26 protein-coding genes are annotated in these 21584 nt (G+C 42.9%); 17 read left to right on the forward strand and 9 right to left on the reverse strand.

Going from position 1 to position 21584, the window contains the following annotated elements; genetic code table 11:
- Positions 1 to 573 (forward strand): glutathione binding-like protein (locus B3D47_RS05180; protein WP_286860359.1); only part of this gene is annotated, 573 nt, incomplete at its 5' end.
- 72 nt (positions 574 to 645) lie between these two features.
- On the opposite strand, the gene B3D47_RS05185 is transcribed toward B3D47_RS05180, so the two are convergent.
- The 5 genes from B3D47_RS05185 to B3D47_RS05205 all read right to left on the reverse strand — a co-directional run bounded on the left by B3D47_RS05185 (position 646) and on the right by B3D47_RS05205 (position 3400).
- The gene (locus B3D47_RS05185) at positions 646 to 1428 is read right to left on the reverse strand and encodes a thiazole synthase (protein WP_103800052.1); all 783 of its coding nucleotides are present in this window, start codon (positions 1426 to 1428) and stop codon (positions 646 to 648) included.
- A gap of 14 nt (positions 1429 to 1442) precedes the next feature.
- Positions 1443 to 1640: a sulfur carrier protein ThiS gene (thiS, locus tag B3D47_RS05190; protein ID WP_184104867.1), complete on the reverse strand. Its 198-nt coding sequence runs from the start codon at positions 1638 to 1640 to the stop codon at positions 1443 to 1445.
- 28 nt (positions 1641 to 1668) lie between these two features.
- Complete coding sequence (locus B3D47_RS05195) at positions 1669 to 2034, reverse strand: DUF423 domain-containing protein (protein ID WP_286860362.1); 366 nt, start codon at positions 2032 to 2034, stop codon at positions 1669 to 1671.
- A gap of 121 nt (positions 2035 to 2155) precedes the next feature.
- A complete protein-coding gene (rpoH, locus tag B3D47_RS05200) occupies positions 2156 to 3025 on the reverse strand; it encodes an RNA polymerase sigma factor RpoH (protein WP_004894167.1) in 870 nt (289 codons plus the stop codon).
- Positions 3026 to 3166: 141 nt separating this feature from the next.
- A complete protein-coding gene (locus B3D47_RS05205) occupies positions 3167 to 3400 on the reverse strand; it encodes a sulfurtransferase TusA family protein (protein ID WP_184104865.1) in 234 nt (77 codons plus the stop codon).
- Positions 3401 to 3782: 382 nt separating this feature from the next.
- Here B3D47_RS05205 and B3D47_RS05210 point away from each other — a divergent pair, with 382 nt between their 5' ends.
- Both B3D47_RS05210 and rhlB read left to right on the forward strand, forming a co-directional pair.
- Positions 3783 to 3998, forward strand: coding sequence for a cold-shock protein (locus B3D47_RS05210; protein WP_004280099.1), 216 nt, complete (start codon positions 3783 to 3785; stop codon positions 3996 to 3998).
- A 98-nt stretch (positions 3999 to 4096) separates the two neighbouring features.
- Entirely contained in the window at positions 4097 to 5248 is a 1152-nt protein-coding gene (gene rhlB, locus B3D47_RS05215) for an ATP-dependent RNA helicase RhlB (protein WP_004812320.1), read from the forward strand.
- Positions 5249 to 5306: 58 nt separating this feature from the next.
- On the opposite strand, the gene B3D47_RS05220 is transcribed toward rhlB, so the two are convergent.
- Entirely contained in the window at positions 5307 to 5687 is a 381-nt protein-coding gene (locus tag B3D47_RS05220; RefSeq protein ID WP_286860365.1) for a hypothetical protein, read from the reverse strand.
- A gap of 259 nt (positions 5688 to 5946) precedes the next feature.
- Here B3D47_RS05220 and B3D47_RS05225 point away from each other — a divergent pair, with 259 nt between their 5' ends.
- The 13 genes from B3D47_RS05225 to B3D47_RS05285 all read left to right on the forward strand — a co-directional run bounded on the left by B3D47_RS05225 (position 5947) and on the right by B3D47_RS05285 (position 18852).
- Positions 5947 to 6528 carry a nitroreductase family protein gene (locus B3D47_RS05225; protein ID WP_004812324.1) on the forward strand — a complete coding sequence of 194 codons (582 nt, stop codon included), beginning with the start codon at positions 5947 to 5949 and terminating at the stop codon, positions 6526 to 6528.
- Positions 6529 to 6556: 28 nt separating this feature from the next.
- On the forward strand, positions 6557 to 7630 hold the full coding sequence (locus B3D47_RS05230) for an NAD(P)H-dependent glycerol-3-phosphate dehydrogenase (protein WP_278364349.1): 1074 nt from the start codon (positions 6557 to 6559) through the stop codon (positions 7628 to 7630).
- Between the two features lie 75 nt (positions 7631 to 7705).
- Positions 7706 to 8161 carry a phosphoglycerate mutase family protein gene (locus tag B3D47_RS05235; protein ID WP_286860370.1) on the forward strand — a complete coding sequence of 152 codons (456 nt, stop codon included), beginning with the start codon at positions 7706 to 7708 and terminating at the stop codon, positions 8159 to 8161.
- Positions 8162 to 8190: 29 nt separating this feature from the next.
- On the forward strand, positions 8191 to 9330 hold the full coding sequence (gspL, locus tag B3D47_RS05240; protein ID WP_286860371.1) for a type II secretion system protein GspL: 1140 nt from the start codon (positions 8191 to 8193) through the stop codon (positions 9328 to 9330).
- Positions 9330 to 9809, forward strand: coding sequence for a type II secretion system protein GspM (gene gspM, locus B3D47_RS05245; RefSeq protein ID WP_004812331.1), 480 nt, complete (start codon positions 9330 to 9332; stop codon positions 9807 to 9809). Before gspL ends, gspM begins: the two co-directional genes overlap by 1 nt.
- A gap of 90 nt (positions 9810 to 9899) precedes the next feature.
- The gene (locus B3D47_RS05250; RefSeq protein WP_004812335.1) at positions 9900 to 10901 is read left to right on the forward strand and encodes a quinone-dependent dihydroorotate dehydrogenase; all 1002 of its coding nucleotides are present in this window, start codon (positions 9900 to 9902) and stop codon (positions 10899 to 10901) included.
- Between the two features lie 5 nt (positions 10902 to 10906).
- Positions 10907 to 11488: a CvpA family protein gene (locus B3D47_RS05255; RefSeq protein WP_004812336.1), complete on the forward strand. Its 582-nt coding sequence runs from the start codon at positions 10907 to 10909 to the stop codon at positions 11486 to 11488.
- Positions 11489 to 11512: 24 nt separating this feature from the next.
- Positions 11513 to 13048, forward strand: a complete 1536-nt coding sequence (gene purF / locus B3D47_RS05260) for an amidophosphoribosyltransferase (RefSeq protein WP_004812339.1) — start codon at positions 11513 to 11515, stop codon at positions 13046 to 13048.
- A gap of 88 nt (positions 13049 to 13136) precedes the next feature.
- Entirely contained in the window at positions 13137 to 15026 is a 1890-nt protein-coding gene (locus B3D47_RS05265) for a M48 family metalloprotease (protein ID WP_286860376.1), read from the forward strand.
- A 200-nt stretch (positions 15027 to 15226) separates the two neighbouring features.
- Complete coding sequence (locus B3D47_RS05270) at positions 15227 to 15877, forward strand: hypothetical protein (RefSeq protein WP_004894190.1); 651 nt, start codon at positions 15227 to 15229, stop codon at positions 15875 to 15877.
- Between the two features lie 6 nt (positions 15878 to 15883).
- Positions 15884 to 16849 carry a 2-hydroxyacid dehydrogenase gene (locus tag B3D47_RS05275; protein WP_286860380.1) on the forward strand — a complete coding sequence of 322 codons (966 nt, stop codon included), beginning with the start codon at positions 15884 to 15886 and terminating at the stop codon, positions 16847 to 16849.
- Positions 16850 to 16938: 89 nt separating this feature from the next.
- Complete coding sequence (locus B3D47_RS05280; protein ID WP_286860382.1) at positions 16939 to 18381, forward strand: M48 family metalloprotease; 1443 nt, start codon at positions 16939 to 16941, stop codon at positions 18379 to 18381.
- Positions 18382 to 18495: 114 nt separating this feature from the next.
- Positions 18496 to 18852, forward strand: a complete 357-nt coding sequence (locus B3D47_RS05285) for a hypothetical protein (protein ID WP_004894196.1) — start codon at positions 18496 to 18498, stop codon at positions 18850 to 18852.
- Positions 18853 to 18941: 89 nt separating this feature from the next.
- Here B3D47_RS05285 and B3D47_RS05290 read toward each other — a convergent pair whose 3' ends face one another.
- Complete coding sequence (locus B3D47_RS05290) at positions 18942 to 19388, reverse strand: GatB/YqeY domain-containing protein (protein ID WP_004812350.1); 447 nt, start codon at positions 19386 to 19388, stop codon at positions 18942 to 18944.
- A gap of 34 nt (positions 19389 to 19422) precedes the next feature.
- Positions 19423 to 19638 (reverse strand): 30S ribosomal protein S21, encoded by a 216-nt coding sequence (rpsU, locus tag B3D47_RS05295; protein ID WP_001136722.1) that lies wholly within the window; start codon positions 19636 to 19638, stop codon positions 19423 to 19425.
- A 147-nt stretch (positions 19639 to 19785) separates the two neighbouring features.
- On the opposite strand from rpsU, the gene tsaD reads away from it, so the two are divergent.
- The gene (gene tsaD, locus B3D47_RS05300; protein ID WP_048882069.1) at positions 19786 to 20802 is read left to right on the forward strand and encodes a tRNA (adenosine(37)-N6)-threonylcarbamoyltransferase complex transferase subunit TsaD; all 1017 of its coding nucleotides are present in this window, start codon (positions 19786 to 19788) and stop codon (positions 20800 to 20802) included.
- Between the two features lie 60 nt (positions 20803 to 20862).
- Here the strand turns inward: tsaD and B3D47_RS05305 are convergent, their stop codons facing one another.
- Positions 20863 to 21405 carry a hypothetical protein gene (locus B3D47_RS05305; RefSeq protein WP_048882070.1) on the reverse strand — a complete coding sequence of 181 codons (543 nt, stop codon included), beginning with the start codon at positions 21403 to 21405 and terminating at the stop codon, positions 20863 to 20865.
- Between the last annotated feature and the right edge of the window lie 179 nt (positions 21406 to 21584).

Genomic DNA, 21584 nt, shown 5'->3' on the forward strand with positions numbered 1-21584 from the left:
GCACATATTATTTTAAATGAAATTAATGTTGATTTTGATTTGGAACGTGTTGATTTAAAAACACATAAAACTGAGAAAGGCACAGATTATTACGAGATCAATCCAAAAGGCTATGTTCCAGCACTGGAAATTAACCCGGGCCTGATTCTGACTGAGAACGTTGCGATTCTTCCATTTCTGGCACAACACGATCCAAAACAAGATTTAATTCCTCCATCAGGTATGGGACGTGCCAAAGTCCTGGAATGGTTAGGTTACCTAAACTCAGAGTTACATGATGCTTATGCGGTGTTCTTTGGTGCGCCAATGGATGAGGAAGCCAAGAAAAAGGCGTATGCAGAAATTGACCGCTTATTAAGTTACATTGATAAAGCCATTGGTGAATCAGACAATGATTACCTGGTGGATGATAACTTTGGACCAGCAGATGCTTATCTGTTTGTACTTACTAACTGGTCAAATCATATCGAACACGATTTGACACCTTATAAAAATATCATTCACATTCGTAATAAAGTCGCAGAGCGTCAGTCAGTACAGATCGCTATGCGTGATGAAGGACTGATTCCTTAATACACCACAGCAAATCAATAAAGGACTCGATTGAGTCCTTTATTTTTGCACTTAATTTTCTTATCAACGAATTTATTTAAAGAAATAACCTGTCTCAGGCGAGCTGGCATTGGCCATACGCTTACGTGGCATGCGACCCGCTAAGAATGCTTCACGACCAGCTTCTACTGCTTTACGCATGGCAGATGCCATTAAGACTGGATTCTGTGCTGCTGCAATGGCTGTATTCATCAACACGCCATCACAACCGAGTTCCATGGCAATTGCTGCATCACTGGCTGTGCCGACACCAGCATCGACCAGTACAGGCACTTTGGCATTTTCCTTAATGATAGAAATGGTATGAGGATTCAGAATTCCCAGACCTGAGCCGATCAGACTTCCTAAAGGCATGATCGCAACACAACCCATGCTTTCCAGTTCCTGCGCCACGATTGGATCATCTGACGTATACACCATAATTTCAAAACCATCATCAATCAGGGTGCGTGCTGCTTTTAAAGTTTCAGTGATATTTGGATATAAGGTTTTTTCATCACCCAGAACTTCCAGTTTTACCAGGTTATGACCATCCAGCAGTTCACGTGCCAGCATACAGGTGCGTATAGCACTGTTAGCATCAAAACAGCCAGCGGTGTTAGGCAGAATGGTATATTTTTCGGGTGGAATCACGGATAGCAGATTCGGCTGGTCTGGATGCTGGCCGATATTCACGCGACGGATTGCAACCGTAACAATTTCAGCACCACTCGCCTGAATCGCCTGATCTGTTTCCTGTAAGTCTTTATATTTTCCTGTACCAACCAACAGACGTGACTGGAACTGGCGTGAGCCAATTTGAAGTAAATCTTGCATAGTATTTCCGAACCTTAGCCGCCACCGACAGCGTGAATGATTTCGATTTTGTCTGCCTCACAGATTGGCGTTGCTGCCAGTCTACTTTTGGGAACGATCATTTCATTGACTTCAACGGCATAGCGCTTATCTTCAAGCGCAAGGTGCTGAACCAGTTCCATTAAGGTGGTGCAGTCAGTCTGTTGTTGTTCGCCATTGATATAGATGTTCATTTTGGCACCCTCTGAATGTGATCAGTTCTTACTTGATGTATTTAAATGCATTCCAGGCCAGGGTCAGCCAGCCTGCAATCATCAGTGCACCTCCGATCGGGGTAATTGCACCCAAACCACGAGGTAAACCAAGTGCCATAATATAGAGTGAACCACTGAACAGTAAAATGCCCAATTGAATCAAAATGAAACTTAGTTTAATCGGCAACTGTGGAATCACTTTTGCCAGAATGCCTAACAGCAACAAGCCCAGCGCATGATAGAAAAAGTAATCGGTTGCAGTCTGCCACCAGCCAAGCTGTGCTTCAGTTGCACGTGCTTTCAAGCCATGCGCACCAAAAGCACCCAGCATTACGGCAAGGGCCAGGTTAATCGCTGAAATTGCAATCCACATCTGAACTGATCTTCCTGTAAATTTTGCGCTTAACCTTAGCATAAAAGCACAGGCTGAAACACCGTATTAAAAGACAAAAAAGCCTTCAAATCTGAAGGCTTTTCTATATAAGACATGAAACCTAATTGGAAGACATCGCAACTTTAATTTTTTCCATGGCATTCTTTTCAAGCTGACGAATACGTTCTGCAGAAACATTATATTCTGCGGCAAGCTCATGCAGGGTAGATTTTTCATCATCCAGCCAGCGACGCTGCAAGATGTTACGTGAACGGTCATCTAGTTGTTCCATGGCATCGTGCAGGGCAGCTGTACTTTGTTCTTCATAGTCTTCATTTTCAATCAGACGTGCCGGATCATAACGGTTATCTTCCAGATACAGCGCTGGAGCGACATGACCTGAACCTTCATCGTCATCATCACCTGAAGCTTCAAATGCTGCGTCATAGGCAGTCAAGCGACCTTCCATTTCCAGAACCTGTTCGGGGGTTACATTCAGGTCATTAGCAATTGATCGAGCTTCATCTAAGGTTAGCTTTTTAGATGACTTTTTCAGACTACGCAGATTAAAGAACAGTTTGCGCTGGGCTTTAGTTGTCGCAATTTTGACAATACGCCAGTTACGGATTACATATTCGTGGATTTCAGCCTTAATCCAGTGCACGGCAAAGGAAACAAGACGAACACCCATATTCGGGTCAAAGCGTTTAACCGCTTTCATTAAGCCAAGGTTACCTTCCTGAATCAGGTCACCTTGAGGCAGGCCATAACCTGCATAACTACGTGCAATATGGACTACAAAACGCAGGTGGGACATCACCAGCATTTTTGCTGCGTCCAGATCCTGGTCATAGAAATATCGGTCTGCCAACTCTTTTTCTTGTTCGGCAGTTAAAATAGGAATCTGATTGACAGTACTAATATAAGCACCGAGATTGACACCTGGCGCCGATAATGACAGGGGCATCAATTGATTGCTGCTGTCACTCATGTGTTCTCCTTGAGGAATAACGGGATCATTCCCAAATCTAAGATTTATGTTAATCCAATCTCCAGTCAAATGATGGATATTTGGGTAGAGATATGTAAACTTTTATACGAATGTGGAGATAAATAGTTTAATTGAAAATTTTTAAGATTCAATTATGTAGTGAAACTCCACGTCGGAAATTCGTTGCATATCATACTTCAGCTGATTTAACTCACAGTAACGCGAAACATCAATCTGGCTGTGTGGATCTGATGATTTCAGCAGAAAGGTTTCGCCGGGATGGCTTTTCAGGGCACGCTTTAACATCAATAACGGCATAGGGCATGGTTTACCCATGGCATCGACGGTGCGAATCTGATCTGCGTTGTCAATCATTTCCGTAATATTCATTCGACTTTAAAAGGGGTCTAAATATTAGCAAATAGGATGCCAAATCCCAACTTTTTTAAAAAATATAAACGAAATAATAATTAAAAAAACCTTATGCAAATTTCTGAAAAAAATAGCGAAATCAATTAGAACAAACCTAAAAAAAGGCTATTAATTGTTATAAACCCATGTTAAGCTCGATGAGTTAGTGGGATTTTAGATAAACAAATTGATTGTTTTTCGTCCTGCAAATAAATGGATGTAACCGGGATTTTGTTAATAGTTTTACAGAATGATTACAAGCTTAAAAATAATATTTTCAAACTTGTTTGCTCTGCTGTTTGCAACACCGGGTGGTCCTTCTTTTCGGTACAATGAGGATTAACTTATGACAGCTGCTCGCGAACAAGGCGTAGTTAAGTGGTTTAACGATACTAAAGGCTTCGGCTTTATTCAACGCAATGGTGGTGATGACGTATTCGTTCATTTCCGTGCAATCCAAGGTGACGGTCACCGTTCACTTCGTGATGGCCAACGTGTTGAATTCAGTGTTGTAAAAGGCCAAAAAGGCTTCCAGGCTGAAGAAGTTCAACCATTAGACTAATCTTCGGATTAAGCTAATAAAACGCCCCAATATAAATTGGGGCGTTTTTTGTTTATACTGTCTGTATCTTAGTGATTATCTATTTAGAGCACCGCTTTATGTCATCTGGTTTTGAAACCTTAAATTTACATCCTAATCTAAAACAAGCGATTGATGCTTTAGGCTTTTCTTCTATGACGCCTATTCAGGAGAAGGTTTTAAAATTCACATTGGCAGGTCACGATGCAATTGGTCGTGCGCAAACGGGTACGGGCAAAACAGCGGCCTTCCTGGTGAGTATCATCAATGATCTATTAAATAATCCTGTTCAGGAACAGCGTTACCGTGGTGAGCCACGTGCACTGATTCTGGCACCGACTCGTGAACTTGCACTACAAATTGAAAGTGACGCGCATGAGCTGACCAAGTTTACTGACCTGAGTGTCGTGACGCTGCTTGGGGGTGTGGATTTTGACAAGCAAAAAGCACAGCTCGATAAGGCACCTGTGGACATCATGGTTGCTACTCCAGGTCGCTTGATTGACTTTGTTGAACAAAAAGAAGTCTGGTTAGATCAGATTGAATTCCTGGTGATTGATGAAGCAGACCGCCTGCTGGATATGGGCTTTATCCCTTCAGTGAAACGTATCGTACGTTTCTCGCCACGCAAGGAACAGCGCCAGACTCTGATGTTCTCGGCAACTTTTAGCTATGACGTATTGAATCTGGCACAACAGTGGTTATTTGAACCCGTAACGGTTGAAATTGAGCCAGAAAAGAAAACCAATGCGGACGTTGAACAACGTGTATATATGGTTGCCAAGGCAGATAAATATAAACTGCTACAAGACATTTTGCGTGATGAACCGATTGAGAAGGTCATGATTTTTGCCAACCGTCGTGATCAGGTGCGTAAACTCTATGATCATCTGAAACGTGACAACTATAAAGTGGTGATGCTGTCTGGTGAAATTGCCCAAGACAAGCGCTTAAAAATGCTGGACCAGTTTAAAAATGGAAAACACAATATCATGATCGCAACTGATGTAGCAGGTCGTGGTATTCATGTGGATGGTGTATCGCATGTAGTGAACTTTACCCTGCCAGAACAGTCTGATGACTATGTACACCGTATTGGTCGTACGGGACGGGCCGGGACTCGTGGTGTCAGTATCAGTTTCCTGTCGGAAGACGATGCGTTCTATCTTCCAGAAATTGAAAAAGCGATTGGTCAAAAATTACCATTGACCCGCCTGGAAGGTTATTGCTAATTTCCAGTTTGTAAAAAAACCGCTCATTGGGCGGTTTTTTTAGCTAGCTAAAAAGACTTTAGTTAGACTGGCAACGGAAAGTCAGGGTAGTTTGGTAGTCATCATCTGAATTGATGCTATTGCCTGTACCCGCAATATTACCAAGTACTGTGGCAGCAGCCTGAATAATCTGCCCGGTCTGCTCATCTACCACGCCTTTCAGTGCGCCATCATAAGTGGACTGTTCATCTACAATAATAGCTGTTGATCGTGAACCACATGTTTTAGAAGCGGCGCTTACGGCATTATTTTTGGCAATGACTTGGGTCTTACCTAATCCGGTAACTTCGAATTGATTATTTTCTTTGCGGATTGCAGTTGTGTTGGTTGGATTAGTACTACACGCAGTCAGAGCGAGTGCAGTGGCAATAGCTGCACCCATTGTTAATATTTTTGTCATGTCTAAAAACCCGTCAAGATCAGATAATCGTATAATTAATCACATAATAATCTTTAGAATTTGTACAGCATGTATAAGTTTGGAAATTTTCAGTATTAGCCATGTCATTATCATAAATGCTGTTTAATGATTTTTATCAGAAACGAAAACAGTGAGCTAAATATATTTGAGCACGAAGAATAAAAATGAAGGATATAGAGAATCCCAAGATGAATATGCTAATCTTGAATACAGTTTTTAAGTATAGAAATACAAGGCAATGACCGAATCAACGATCGAAATCGTTCATCAGAATATTCATCAACGTCAATCTATTGGTCAGCTGATTGCCCCGGCACCCAATGCTGAACAGCTGGAAATGGCCTTTCAGGCTGCGCTGACTGCGCCAGATCACCACCGTTTAAAACCTACTGAATTTGTAGTTATTCCAGATGATAAGCGTGAAGCTTTTGGTGAGTTATTGTCTCAGGCATTAATCGATCTGGGGCAAACTGAAGCTGCTCAGATTGAGCGGGTAAAACATCATCCTTTCCGTGCACCTTTACTGGTTCTGGCTTTGACCCGTTTGAAAGATCATCCCAAGGTGCCGCATTTTGAGCAGATTCTGAGCTCTGGTGCCGCAATTCAGAATTTCTTATTGTCCCTGCAAGCTCAAGGTTTTTCGACCATGTGGCGTAGTGGTGCTGTAGTAGAATCGCTATACTTTAAACAGGCTTTAGGAATTTCAGGTGATGATCTGGTTTCAGGCATCATTTATATTGGAACGGCGGCAAAAACTATTGCGCCACGTGCAGAAATCCATACAGAAGCATTTGTCAGCCAGTGGAATCCATCACGTTAATTTGGCTAGATAAGGATATTAGAAACACATGTCAGAATTAAAATTTTCAGATCTGGTTGAACCTGTAGAAATTGATCGTAAGACTGCGTTGCGAATTACAGTGTTGGGTGGTGGCAGTTTTGGTACAGCAATGGCGAATACTGCAGTACGCAATGGCTGTGACACCATGATCTGGATTCGTGATGAAGCCACGGCTGCGGATATTAATGCCACGCATATGAACAAGCGTTATCTGCCAGATTTTCAGCTCGAGCCTGCACTATTGGCAGTTTCTGATTTAGAAAAAGCAGTACGTGATCGTGACATTATTCTGGTGGCAATTCCAAGCCATTCCTTCCGTGATGTACTGAAGAAAATTAAGCCTTTTATTAGCTCTCAGGCCGTGATTTCACTGACCAAAGGTATTGAAGCGAAAACCTTTAGTTTTATGAGTGATATCATTCGGGAAGAATTACCTGAAGTGCCTTATGGGGTCCTTTCAGGCCCGAACCTGGCGAAAGAAATTGTGGCGGGCCAGCCAGCAGGGACTGTGATTGCAAGTGATTCTGAACTGGTGCGTTATGCAGTACAGCAAGCTTTGCACAGTGCTTTATTCCGTGTTTTTGCCAGCGATGATGTGCATGGTGTAGAGCTTGGTGGTGCGCTGAAAAATATTTATGCAGTCGCAATGGGTATGGCAGCCGCCTATAACGTCGGTGAAAATACCAAGAGTATGATTCTGACTCGTGCCTTGGCAGAAATGAGCCGTTTTGCGGTGAAGCTTGGTGCGAATCCATTAACCTTCCTGGGGCTGTCGGGTGTAGGGGATTTATTCGCTACCTGTAATAGTCCGTTAAGCCGAAACTATCAGGTTGGTTATGCGCTGGGTAAAGGTAAAACTCTGGAACAGGCAACTACTGAACTGGGTCAGACGGCGGAAGGGATTAATACTATTGTACAGGTAAAAGCACGTTCAGAAGAACTGGATGTATACATGCCAATTACTTGTGCACTGTATGCTGTGATCTTTGAAGGTGCACCGCCGATGAGTATTGCGGTGTCTTTAATGAAAAATGGTCATCGCAGTGATGTGGAATTTGTCTTGCCACATCATCAAGTCTGATTTATAAGTGATGGAACTGTATGATCAGTCTCATATTATGACCTGATCAGCAGCTTGAATGAATAGGGAAATGGTATGCAACTGACACTCGTGCGTCATGGCGAAGCAGCTCCACCGGTAAATGGTAACGACACCAAGCGTCCTTTGACCGAACGTGGACATCTACAGGCAGAACAGACTGCTCAATACCTGAAAGATGTCGTTAAACCTGAAGTCTTTGTAGTGAGTCCGTTGCTTCGTGCTCAGGAAACTCTGGCGCATTTGCAGGCTTTCTATAAAGATGTACCGGTGGTGATCTGTAATACCATTAAGCCGGATGATGATGCCAAAGTGGCTGTGGAGTGGTTGTCTCAGTTACCGTATGAATCAATTGTCGTGGTCTGCCATATGAATGTGGTGGCACATATTGCTTCCATTCTGACAGAGGAGTCTTTCCATTCTTTTCATTTGTCAGAAGCTCGCATTTATGATCAGGCAGTGATTGCAGCAGGTTTATCGACACAGTTAAAAAGCTTTATTCCAACAGTATAAAAAACTATTAAAACGGCAGAACACAATCGATGTTGTATTTATGGATACCAGAAGCCAATGGGGTTTGGCAATGGTCAGATGGGGAATTCTGGAAAAGTGCAGATACACTTGAGCAACTAATTCAGGAAATCCAAGGGCAACATGGGGTAGAGGCAACGGTCTTTTTCCCGAGTCGTCATGTGCAGATTTTGCAGCAGAGCATGTCCAAAGTCCAATATAAGAAAATGGGGCAGGAGGCAATCAAGTATCTGCTGGAGGAATATGTCATTCTACCAGTTGATGCGATGAAGGTGCTTCATCATTTTCAGCAGCCCGATCAGCTCAGTGTATTGGGAATTGCCAATTCAACTGTAGAAACCATGCAGCATGTATTGAACCTTCTTCCGGTTAAGGTTGAGGCATTATTGCCAGATTTTCTGGTCCTGCCTGTTCCTGAAGAAAAGCAACGTGTATTGGCGGAACTTGCTGGACGACTACTGGTTCGCGAATCGGAATATGTGGGTCATTCGGTCGATGACCTGAGTCTTTATCTGGATTATCAGCCTAAAGATGTAAATTACAAGGTGAGTAACCTGAATAATGCTCAGCTGCGTAGTCTGGAAGCCGTTGTTACGCATAATCAGGTTGAATCGTTCCAGTACAGCCTTCCCCAGTTGAAAAAAGCCAAGCAGCATCCTTTTAATGTCTTGCCTAAAGCCAAGTCAGATACGCCAGTTTCCGGTTACTGGAAAGCCTGTGCTGCTGTGTTTTTGGGTATTCTGGTGCTGCAGTTTAGTTATGATGCTGTGCGCTGGTATCAATATAAAAAGATTGCCAATCAAACTGCTTCTCAAGCGATTGATCAGTTCAAATACTGGTTTGGTCAGAACTATCCTGTAAACGAGCAGAATATCAAAAGCCAGTTTGAAGGACAGATGCGTTTAAGTCAGGTGGCGAATACTCAGGCTTTTGATCTGATCAGTCGGGTAGGGCCGGTATTAATGCAAAACCAGATTATTGCGCAGCGGGTCAGTTATGATACTTCAAGTCTGAATATGGATCTGCAGGCGAATTCTTCTGATGCATTAAGCACTTTGACCCGTCAACTGACACAACAGGGTTTTAAAGTTGAACTGGGTAATGTACAGGCCAATGGTACAGGTGCGATCGGATCGGTGAGAATACAATAATGAAAATGCTCGACAATATTCAAATCCGGCTGGACCAGCGCATTGAACGCATTACAGATTATCTGGATAGCCTGAGCGCCCGTGAACGCTACATGGTGATCTTTACCACAATCTTTGTCATCGTGGCTGCAGTCGGTTCGGCACTATTTTATATGCACAGAGCTGCGGATACCCAGCAAAAGCGCCTGAATACCTTAAAAGATACTTTAGTGTGGATGCAGAGTAATGCAGCGACCATGAAGCCAGCAGGCGATCTGCAATTAGATGCCTCAGAAAAAGTGCAGCGTGCTGCCCAGCAGCAGGGGTTGTCGGTTTCATCCCAGCAGCAGGAAGGTAAAATTTTACTCAATGTCAGTCATGAAAATTATTCTGTACTGGCTAATTTTCTGACCCAGCTAGCCCAGAGTGGCTTAACTGTTGAAAAAATGGAACTTATCAGTGATGCCGGACAGATTAAATTAACAGCGACTGTCCTATAAACGGTAAAAATAAAGATTTGCAAAGCATGGTTTTTTTACCGGGCTGTGACTATAATATGCCGACTTAAAAAGCAGTAGACTTTTCTGGATATGTTGTATTCTCTAGCCCGCCCTTTGTTGTTTTCTTTAGCACCAGAGCGTGCACATGAGCTGACACTATCACTGTTGAAATCCTCCCATGCCATGGGGATGATGCGTCAAAACGTTGCTTCTAAACCAGTGACCTGTATGGGAATCGAATTTCCGAATCCGGTAGGTCTGGCGGCAGGGTTGGACAAAAATGGTGCCTATATCGATGCCCTTGCAAGTCAAGGCTTTGGTTTTATTGAAATCGGTACTATTACCCCGCGTCCTCAGCCCGGTAATCCGGAACCCCGACTGTTCCGTCTGCCAAAAGCGAAAGCTATTATTAACCGTATGGGTTTTAATAATGAAGGCGTGGACAAACTGATTGAAAATGTTAAAGCTGCAAAATTCAAAGGTGTTCTGGGGATTAATATCGGCAAGAATGCTGTAACTCCGGTTGAAAATGCAGTTGATGATTATTTAATCTGTCTGGAAAAGGTATATAATTACGCTTCCTACATTACTGTTAATATTTCCTCTCCCAACACAAAAAACCTGCGTAGCCTGCAAAGTGGTGATGCGCTCACTGAATTGCTGGAAACGCTAAAAAACCGTCAGCTTGAGCTTGCTCAAGAAAACCAGCATTATGTACCTCTGGTCTTGAAAGTTGCACCAGACCTTGAAGCTGAAGATATTGCATTTATTGCTCAGCAATTGCTGCAATTCAAGATTGATGGTTTGATTGTGACCAATACGACCTTGTCTCGTGAAGGTGTTGAAGGTCTGGAGCATGCTGAAGAAGCAGGCGGTTTGTCGGGTGCGCCGGTCTTTGAGAAAAGTACGGCGTGTTTAAAAGCCTTTGCAGATGTGCTGCAAGGACAAATTCCATTGATTGGTGTGGGTGGTATTCTTTCGGGTGCCGATGCCGCTGCCAAAAAGCAAGCTGGTGCCAGCCTTGTACAAGTTTATAGTGGCCTCATATATACAGGTCCGACACTTGTAAAAGACTGTGTTGAAGCATTCTGAATTCTATGACTGCCATTGACATCTTTTTACTGTTTATACTGCTCATTGGAGGGCTAAACGGTTTGCGTCAAGGATTTATTAAAGCCTTTGCGAACTTAGCTGGCTGGATTTTTGCGCTCATTGTAGCAGCGAAATATTCAACACTACTTGCGCCTTCCATGACTGCTCTCAGTACAGATCCAGTGGTACAAAAAATTGCAGCATTTGCTTTCATCGTCCTGATGATTGTGGTTCTGACCTGGATAGTAACCTTCTTGCTCAACCGTGTGATGAAAACCCTGAAACTGGGACCTTTAAACCGTCTTGCAGGTGGGGTGTTTGGCAGCCTGAAAGGTCTGCTGATTGTCCTGATCACCATGCAGGGAATCGGGCCGTGGGTAGAAAGCTCACCACACTGGAAACAGTCCAAAGTGATTCAGACTTTGCTTCCTTATGCGCCATGGGCGACCCAGATGTCCAAAGATGCTGCAAACGAAGCCCTACAACATATCAAGTCGGAAGATTCCAGAAAATCTTCAGATGTATCAGCTGAGCCTGCTGTAAAGAGCAAATCATCAGCTGAGTCTACGAATAATCCTTTTTATTAATCCTAGCTTGTCTGCGAGGTTGCTATGTGTGGAGTGGTTGGTATTGCTGGTAAATCAGCTGTTAACCAAATGTTGTTTGATGCATTAACGATGTTACAACATCGTGGACAGGATGCAGCTGGGATTGTAACTTGTCATGAAGGTCGCCTGTTCCTTCGTAAAGATGTTGGTATGGTGCGTGATGTATTCCATACTCGTCATATGCGTGCATTACAAGGTAATTACGGTATTGGCCATGTGCGTTATCCAACTGCGGGTACCTCAAGTAGTGCTGAAGCGCAGCCGTTTTATGTGAACTCTCCTTACGGGATTACGCTGGCACATAACGGTAACCTGACCAATGCTGAAGAAATTCATGATGACCTGTTCAAGACTGACTTACGTCATATGAACACCGATTCTGATTCAGAAGTTCTGCTCAACGTATTTGCGCACGAATTGCAGAAGCGTGGCAAACTGGTACCGACCTCTGAAGATATTTTCCATGCCGTAACACGCGTGCATGAGCGCTGCAAAGGTGGTTATGCAGTTGTTGCCATGATTACAGGTCAAGGAGTGGTTGGTTTCCGTGATCCTAATGGTATCCGTCCATTGATTTACGGTTCGCGTGAAACTGAAAACGGTATGGAATATATCATCGCTTCTGAATCTGTAGCGATTACAGCGTTGGGCTTTAAAGTTGAACGTGATATCGAGCCAGGTGAAGCTGTTTTCATTGACTCTGAAGGGAACTTCTTTACCAAGCAATGTGCTGCAAAGCCAGAATACCGTCCATGTATCTTTGAATATGTGTACTTTGCGCGTCCAGATGCAATCATTGATGGTATTTCAGTGTATAAAGCCCGTCTGAAAATGGGTGAGAAACTGGCCCATAAAATCCTGCGCGAGTGGGGTGATGAACATGATATCGATGTGGTTATTCCAATTCCAGATACATCACGTACTTCTGCGCTTGAACTGGCAAATACGTTGGGCGTGAAATTCCGTGAAGGTTTCATGAAGAACCGTTATATTGGTCGTACCTTCATTATGCCAGGTCAGCAACTGCGTAAAAAATCAGTACGTCAGAAGCTGAACCCGGTTGAGCTGGAATTCCAGGGTAAAAACGTTCTATTGGTCGATGACTCAATTGTTCGTGGTACCACGTGTAATGAAATCATTCAGATGGCGCGTGATTCCGGTGCGAAAAAAGTATTCTTTGCGTCTGCTGCACCAATGGTGAAATATCCAAACGTGTACGGTATCGATATGCCAGCCAAATCTGAGTTGATTGCGTCTGAACGTAGTGTTGAGGAAATTCGTGAAATTATTGGTGCTGACCGTCTGATTTTCCAGGATCTGGAAGATCTGAAAGATGCAGTACGTACCAAGATTGTACCGAACCTGCGTGAATTCGACTGTTCTGTATTTGACGGCGTATATGTGGCTGGCGGTATTGATGAAGCATACCTTGACCAGTTACAGCAAAAGCGTAATGATGGCGCCAAAAAAGGTGACAAGTTTATTGATGTAAATATCGATGCAGCATCAGTAGACCTGACTGGCGTGCGCGAAGTCTAAGTCTTTAAAATCATGAAAAAAGCGGGAATTTCCCGCTTTTTTCATTTATGATTGGGCAAAGCTAGAACAATGTGATCAGGGTGAAGCATTGAAAAGCGTAGGATATGCGTTTATCAAGAATAAAAATATGCTATGGCCAGCCAGTGTCTGTCTGATTGCTGTGCTATCGACGATAGCAATTATTAATACTGTCGTTGGTTTACTGGTCTATTATTTTGATCCTGCTCAATCTATATATTGGCATGTGCTAAGTCCTTATCTGATTGCTCTGGTCGGTTCGATCATGGTGGTGTCAGTACTCTATGAATTTTATGTCTTTCGTGCCGGTGGTTATTCCTTGGCACGGCAGATGGGTGCACGTCGCCTGAGTCTGATTGAAAGCGTACCGGAGGAAAGCGTCGCTCTGAAGATTGCTGAACAATTGGCAGATACTTTTCTGATTGAGCCTCCTGCGGTGTATGTTTTGCCTGATGAAGTTGGAGTCAATGCACTGACTGCCGGTTTTAACCCGGGAAATACTGCCATTATTCTGACTTGGGGGGCATTGCAAAATCTGGATGAAATTGAACTGTATGGTTTATTAAGCCATGAGTTTAACAAGATTCTTTCTGGTGAAGCGGCAGAAAATACCCGGCTCAAGATTCTCTACAGTAGCCTGACTACTTTTAGTCAGTGGGGCAGTAAGATTGCCAAACGGGGATTCTATCGGAATGGCATGCCGGCAGAAAACAAGTTTGAGACTCTGTTTGTTGGTATTGGTGCGGTGATCTGGCTGATTGGTAGCTTAGGCGTACTGATTACCCGTTTCATTAAATATATTTCGCTCAGTGGCAGGACTTTTAAGAATGATCAAAAAACCCGTCGTCTGATTCAAAATGATGCCAATGTACAGACTTTGCTGCGGATTTATGTGCATCATTCCGGTTCACAGATTCATAGTGAATATGCAGAGTCGATTTCACATATGTGTTTTGCTAACTCCCTCAGTCAGCAGAACTGGCTGAATATTCATCCCAGTATTGAACAGCGAATCTATGAAATGAATCCTTCCTTGATTCAGGATCTGCAGCTTGAAAACCTAAAAAAACTACAAAATCAGCCTTTATTTAGTCTGTTTCGGTCACTCGAAGAAATGGCGGTCACAAGTGCAGCTTCCTGGAGTTCGCCACAGCCATTGCCTTTACTACGTCTGTCGCCGATCAGTTTTGCAATTAAAGATGCAGTTAAACCACTGAATCCGGAGAATCGTGCCAATACGCCACGACCAGAGCTAATTGAACGCGCATTGCAAACTGCAACTGGCTCGCGAGAGGTCATGGTTGCAATTCTGATGATCCGGCAATATCGGGAATTTATTCCCACCGATGCTGAAGTCAGCCGGGCCATTGTAGATTCATTGTTAAATCTGGATGGGCGTGTGCATATCTCGATTTTTCAGCAAGCCTGCAAAAATATTGGTGGCATGCCGACCACGGTAGCACGACAATTCGTGATGAAACTGGCACGGATTATTCAGGAAGATGGTGAAATTGGTCTGCTAGATGCCTTGTTGCTTGAATGTGTGAAATATGAGCTGAATCTACTCCCCGTACATACCCCGACGGCACTGGAAGAAGTTAAACCACAAATCGTACGCCTGATTGATGCATTGCTGCATGTACAGCAGATCAATAGTGATAATCAGCTGGATGTTCGCGAGCGCATTTTAAAACGTATTCTGACTCAAAAAGAACTGGAAATGTATACCGAAATTTCAGATGAGCCGATTGATCTGGCTGAAATTCTGAATGATATTTCTGGCCTGTTGCTGCGTGATCGACTGAGTATATTGGGCATTGCAGAAATCTGTCTCTGGAATGATCGGATCATTACTCAAGATGAATTCGACGTGATGGAATTACTGTACTGGCGTTTGGGTTTTGAAGTAGATGAAATTGTGGATCAGATGCAGAAAAAGAACAGCATCATGATTATCTAATCCAGACTTGAAAGTGTTTGTTAACTCACGCACGATCTTTAAATAATGTTTGAACCTGCATGTAAATAACCCGAAGAGAATGACTAAAATCAAATTTGCTACAAATCAATTGTAATGTACAGTGAAAAATCCGAAAAAGTTCGGCAAAGGAAGTGGATTCCCGCTAAAATATTCAGCCTGAAATAGGTGATGAAGACAAGATGATAGGGCATCAGCGTGACATACTGGCGACACTAGGAATTGATATCTGGATTCCTCGGGCGGAGCCGTGTCAATCGCACCAGCCGGCGCTTTGGCGTGACCAGTCACAACCTGAAGTCCTGAGTGAAATCATCCTTCCTGAGCTTAAAGCTGAAGCCTCAGTGATTGAACGTTCTGTCGTATCTGCACCTGTAGAAGTGCCTGCGCCAGTCGTTATAATGCCAACAATGGAAATACAGCCGCAGCCAGAACTGGTACATGAGCTTCGCGAAATTGTTGAGGTCGCGCCTTTTAGCCTGCAGGCATTAAGTCTTGCACACTGTATTATTGTCATTGATGCCACGAGCTTAACTGAAGATCAGCAATTATTGTGGTCGAATATCCAACGTGCAATGTTGGGTGAGTTTGCAGAGCTGAACTGGCCATTTCCTTGGGATAATGTGCAGGATGGACGCGGCGTGGAGTCTTATATCCAGGGTTTTCTGGATGGCATGAGTCACGATAAAAATATTATTTTTCTTGGTACTGTTCCACATCTTTCAAACAGTAAAATTACCCAGTTGGCCTCCCTGCAGGAGATGCTGGATCGGCCAATCCTTAAAAAGCGACTCTGGCAGTTTATGCAAAGTAGGCCTGTCAGCATGGAATAAATAAGCATGAAGCAAAAAGTTGTTGTATTTAGTCAAATTCCTCCAGAGATTCAAGCCAAACTCGAACAACAATATAATGTGGTATATATCCAGCCCAAGCTGGGTGATGTCAATCAACAGATTTTGCAGCAAGCACAAGATGCAGATGGCATGATTGGCGCAGGACGACTGCTCAATCGAAATAATCTGGAAACTGCGACTAAACTAAAAATCATCTCCAGTGTCAGTGTTGGCTACGATAATTACGATCTTGAATATTTAAATGAAAAGAAAATTTATCTCACTCATACACCGCACGTGCTCACTGAAACCACAGCTGATCTTGCATTTACTTTACTCATGGCCGCAGCGCGTAAAGTAACTTATTTAGATCAATGGACCAAGCAAGGACAGTGGCAGCGTACTGCCAGCGAAGCACAATTCGGGGTGGATATTTTTGGCAAGACTTTAGGAATTATTGGATTAGGTCATATTGGCGCAGCAATCGCGCGACGTGGCTTTCATGGCTTTAATATGAATGTGCTTTATCATAACCGTCGTGAAAAGCTGGAGCTGGCGCAAGGCTTAAATGCAGAATATTGTGATTTAAAATCCTTATTACAGCGTTCTGATTTTGTGGTAGTCGCAGTGGATTTAAATGCAGATTCCAAAGCACTTGTTGGTGCAGAAGAACTGGCATTGATGCAGCGGCATGCAGTCTTTGTGAATATTTCGCGCGGCTCGGTTGTTGATGAGCAGGCACTGATTCAGGCTTTAAAAAATCGTCAGATTTTTGCCGCAGGGCTGGATGTCTATCAAAAAGAGCCATTGCAAGCATCAGAGCTATTTAAACTTGATAATGTGATTACCTTGCCACACGTAGGTTCGGCAACTGCGCAAACACGTCAGCGTATGGCAGAACTGGCATATCAGAACCTGGTGGATGCTTTGCAAGGACGTGTACCACGCTATGTGGTTAACCCGCAGCTCTAATAATATTAAATAACATTTTCTTGCGTTTATGCCCTTTTTTCAATGGTATATTCAAGCAGGTTTCGTAATCAGGCTTAGAGATTTATTCATTGAAACGTTTGGTTTTGGCTTGTGGATTAAGCGCATGTATGGCAATAGGGCATACCGCTTCCGATACTTTTAATACCCAGTCTAGTCAGTTTACTGTTCCAGAAATTGGAGCAGGTGTAGGGCTGATAGATCAGCAAAAAGAGCGCATGATCGGTGAAAAGGTTTATCGTCAGGTACAGAAACAGTTACCTGTGGTGCAAAATCCTTGGATGGAAGACCAGTTATTTTCAGTGTTTTCACATATTCTTAGCCAGACTCAATTACAGCAACCAATTGGTCTGATTGTGGTTAATGATCCCCAGATTAATGCTTTTGCTGTGCCTGGTGGCTTATTTGCCTTAAATATGGGATTACTCAATTCAGCGCGTAATATGGATGAAGTGGCCGGTGTGATGGCGCATGAAATTGCACATGTCACACAACGTCATTACAGTCGATCCCAAGAAGCATTTAAAGGACAGGGATTATTAGCACTCGCGGGAATCCTGGTCGGAGCCTTAGTGGCATCGCAAGCAGATGGCGATGCGGGTGCAGCCGTAATGATGGGCTCACAAGCAGCTTTAATGGATCAGCAGCTTTCTTATAGTCGTAATCAGGAACGTGAAGCAGATCGGATCGGTATGCAGTATATGTATGCTTCGGGCTATAACCCGCAGAGCATGGCTGATTTCTTTGAGGTGATGCATCGTTCAACCAGCCGTTTAAGCTTTCTGCCAGATTTCTGGTTTACTCATCCCTTAACGACTGAGCGTATGAGTGAGGCACGTTTACGCGCCAATCAGATGCCGAAAGTTAAACCAAAGCTGATTGACCAGAATTTTGAGATTATTCGTTGGTATAGCAAAGTACTGTCCCGTCAGACGACTGAGCAGCAATTAAAAATTTTAGCAGGACAAAACAGTTTTGCAGGGCAATTGGCACTCACTGCTTACTATCTGCAACAAGGTGATGAGGATAATGCACAACAGGCATTAGACCAGGCAAAAAAGTATAATCAGATTCATCCTTTGCTGGTGCTGTTTCAGACCGATATTTATCTTGGGAAAAATCAGCTGGAGCCAGCTCTGCGTAGTGTGCGTTCTGCAGCATCCATCATGCCGGAAAACCGGGCACTCAATTATAAATATGCAGAAGTATTGATTCGTATGAAGCAAACCGATCAAGCCAAGATGATCGTGCAACGTTTCCTGAATGCTAATTCACGTGATTTAAGTGCCTGGCGCTTAATGCTGTCAGCAACCAATGCCGAGCCTGTATCTGAGATTAAAACGATTAATGTGCTGCGTTACCGTGCTGAAGTGGAATATTGGACGGGAAATGAGGAGGCAGCTATTAAATCCTTACTACATGCACAGCGAGTCAGTAAGAAGAATCAGTCATTGTCTGCAAGTATTTCACAACGTTTAAAACAGATGCAGCAGGAAAGAAAATACAAGATTTAATCTTCTCATAAAAATTACTTATTAAAGCTGTGATCTATATCAACCTCTGTGCTTTATTTCAAGTTTGCCTTGTACTATGCTGAGTTGCAAATGAAAGCACATGAGAAAGCATGAATGAAAAGAACATTGTTGTGCCTGTTTCTGGTTTGGGGAATATCACATAGTTATGCAGCGAGCACTAAGGATTATGTGCGGGCAGTAGAGCGTATCAGCGATGAATATCATCAGCAGTCACGAGATTTTCTGCGCAGTTTAAATCCACAACAACAGAATTTAACTGCAGCACAACAGGTGGAATTTTGTGGGATCGTCAGGCGTTATGTAGATCAGCTTTATCAGGCAACTGATAAAAATCGTGATGCACTAGACTTTCAGCTACAAAAACTGACACGGCAAGATATTGTGGATCAGGTGAAATCTTCAAAAATGATGCAATTACTGCAAAGCAAAAATGTAAATTGTAATTTGTGATTTATTAAAATTAAAAAAGAAATTTGGATTGCTAAGAACTGGCTAGCAATTAAGTCAGTTCAACGCAAATAGAGATTTAAAGCAGGGGATTATGCCAGTTTAGCTTTGATTTTAGCTGAAACTTGTGCAGGATCGGCGCGCCCGGCTATGAGCGGACGCAGAGAATTCATCACCTTACCCATATCTTTCATGCTAGTAGCTTCTTGCGCTGTAATCGCTTGCGCAATGATGGAATCAAGTTCTTCCTCAGTCATAGCTTCTGGTAGAAATTGAGATAGAACCTCAACTTCGGCTTGTTCCTTACTAGCTAAATCTTCTCGACCAGCACCTTCAAAGGCTTTGATCGATTCTTTACGTTGTTTAATTTGCTTTTCAATGACCGCAAGAACCTGAGCGTCGTCAAGTTCTTTGCGCTCATCGACTTCGATTTGCTTAATTGCTGCCTGAAGACTACGAATTACCGTTAACTTAGCCATTTCTTTAGCACGCATTGTTGCTTTCAAAACTTCAGTTATTTGGTTTTTTAAAGTAGTCATTTATTTAGTCCAGGCAGTCAATCACAAATTAATCTTAGTAAAGGCGAGTCGTACGTACTGATTCACGCGCCAATTTCTTTTGGTAGCGTTTAACAGCAGCAGCTTTTTTGCGCTTACGTTCTTGAGTTGGTTTCTCGTAGAATTCACGCTTACGTACGTCAGCAAGAACACCCGCTTTTTCGCATGAACGTTTGAAACGACGGATAGCTACGTCTACTGGTTCGCCTTCTTTCAATTTAACTTGTGGCATGAAGAATCCTCATATCAGTTAGGGTAAGATCTCGGGCTGAATTGCCCTCAATCACAAGTGAAGGTCAGTATTTTACTCATTTACATCTCATATCACAAGTCTATAATAGTTGTCGCAATTGATTTGATACAGGTTATAGGCAGTTTAATGATCGTTTTAGGCTTAGAAACATCGTGTGATGAGACAGGACTCGCGCTTTATGATAGCGAACTGGGTTTACGCGGCCAGGTTCTGTACAGCCAGATTAAACTGCATGCCGAGTATGGTGGTGTAGTTCCTGAACTGGCTTCGCGTGACCATGTGCGTAAGTTAATTCCGCTCATGAATCAGCTGCTTGAACAGAGTGGTGTGAAAAAATCTGAAATTGATGCAGTGGCATATACCCGTGGACCGGGGCTGATGGGTGCGTTAATGACCGGTGCTTTGTTTGGCCGTACCTTGGCTTTTGCGTTGAATAAACCAGCCATTGGTGTACATCATATGGAAGGTCATATGCTGGCACCATTACTTTCGGCAACGCCACCGGAATTTCCGTTCGTGGCTCTTTTGGTGTCAGGTGGCCACTCGCAATTGATGGCCGCTTATGGCATTGGTCAATATGAGCTCCTTGGCGAGTCGATTGATGATGCGGCTGGTGAAGCTTTTGATAAAGTCGCGAAAATGATGGGCTTGCCATATCCAGGTGGTCCGAATATTTCCAAACTGGCTGAACAGGGCGATCCGAATGCATTTGCTTTTCCACGTCCAATGCTGCATCAAGGTTTAGAATTTTCATTCAGTGGTTTGAAAACTGCGGTTTCTGTGCAAATGAAGAAATTGGGTGATGAAAATCGTGATGCCGATATCGCAGCCAGTTTCCAGGAAGCGATTGTCGATACCTTGGGAAAAAAATCAGTTAAAGCTCTTAAACAAACCGGTTTAAAACGTCTGGTGATTGCGGGTGGTGTCAGCGCCAACAAGCGTTTACGTGAACGCCTAGAGGCTGACTTGGCGAAAATAAAAGCAACTGTGTACTATGCAGAACCGGCTTTATGTACCGACAACGGTGCCATGATTGCCTTTGCCGGTTATCAACGTCTGAAAGCAGGGCAGCAGGATGGATTGGCTGTCACTACGACACCACGTTGGCCGATGACCGAGTTGACGGATCCTCAAGCAGTTTAAAAATATATATAAGAAGGGGCGAAAAGCCTCTTTTGTATGTTCTGATCACCCAAGAAAAAATTAGTTTGAATAAGGCACCCAGACATTTTTCTGCACATTATATTCATATTGAACTAGATCAATATACGTCGATTCAAAAGAGGTATATTTGTCATCTTTTTTGATATGAAAACAATTACGGATATTGCTATAGGTTTGATGCGTACCAGGATGGTCACCGTCATATTGTGAGCCCATAAGACATACTCTTGAATCATTTAATGAAAAAGTATAGGAAGGCTTTTTTTTAAGATTGCCGTTATTATCTTCCCAACCCGTAAATTGATAGTTGAGCGGATAGCCAATACCTGTCTGAGTATCCAACGCAATCAGTTCTAAAGAATCAAGCGTGCCGGTATTTAACAAAATAAATTTGTGATCAAAATTTGCCTTTGATGTTTTTAATACATCTTTGTATCTTGAAATATTGCTTTTAGAGCAAAAATTTCCATTAAACAGATCAGAATCACAATCTGAAACTTCCCGAAAATTTGCATTAGGTTGTGCTTGAATCGAACTATATGAGATCAGTATTGAGCTGAAAAGTATTATTTTTTTAATCATAATTATATAAATAGATAAGTACTATAAGTAAGAGAATACAAGCTATTATAAAAAAAGTGGATAGCTTAAATCACATTATAAAGATCCATATTACTACAATTCAATCTAATATTTAGAAATCTGATCATTGGTGCAAGTAAGAAATATAGATATTAAATATTGAAATAAAAACCTCACCA

Source organism: Acinetobacter sp. UBA3461, from assembly GCF_002381195.1.
Classification (GTDB): Bacteria; Pseudomonadota; Gammaproteobacteria; order Pseudomonadales; family Moraxellaceae; genus Acinetobacter; species Acinetobacter schindleri.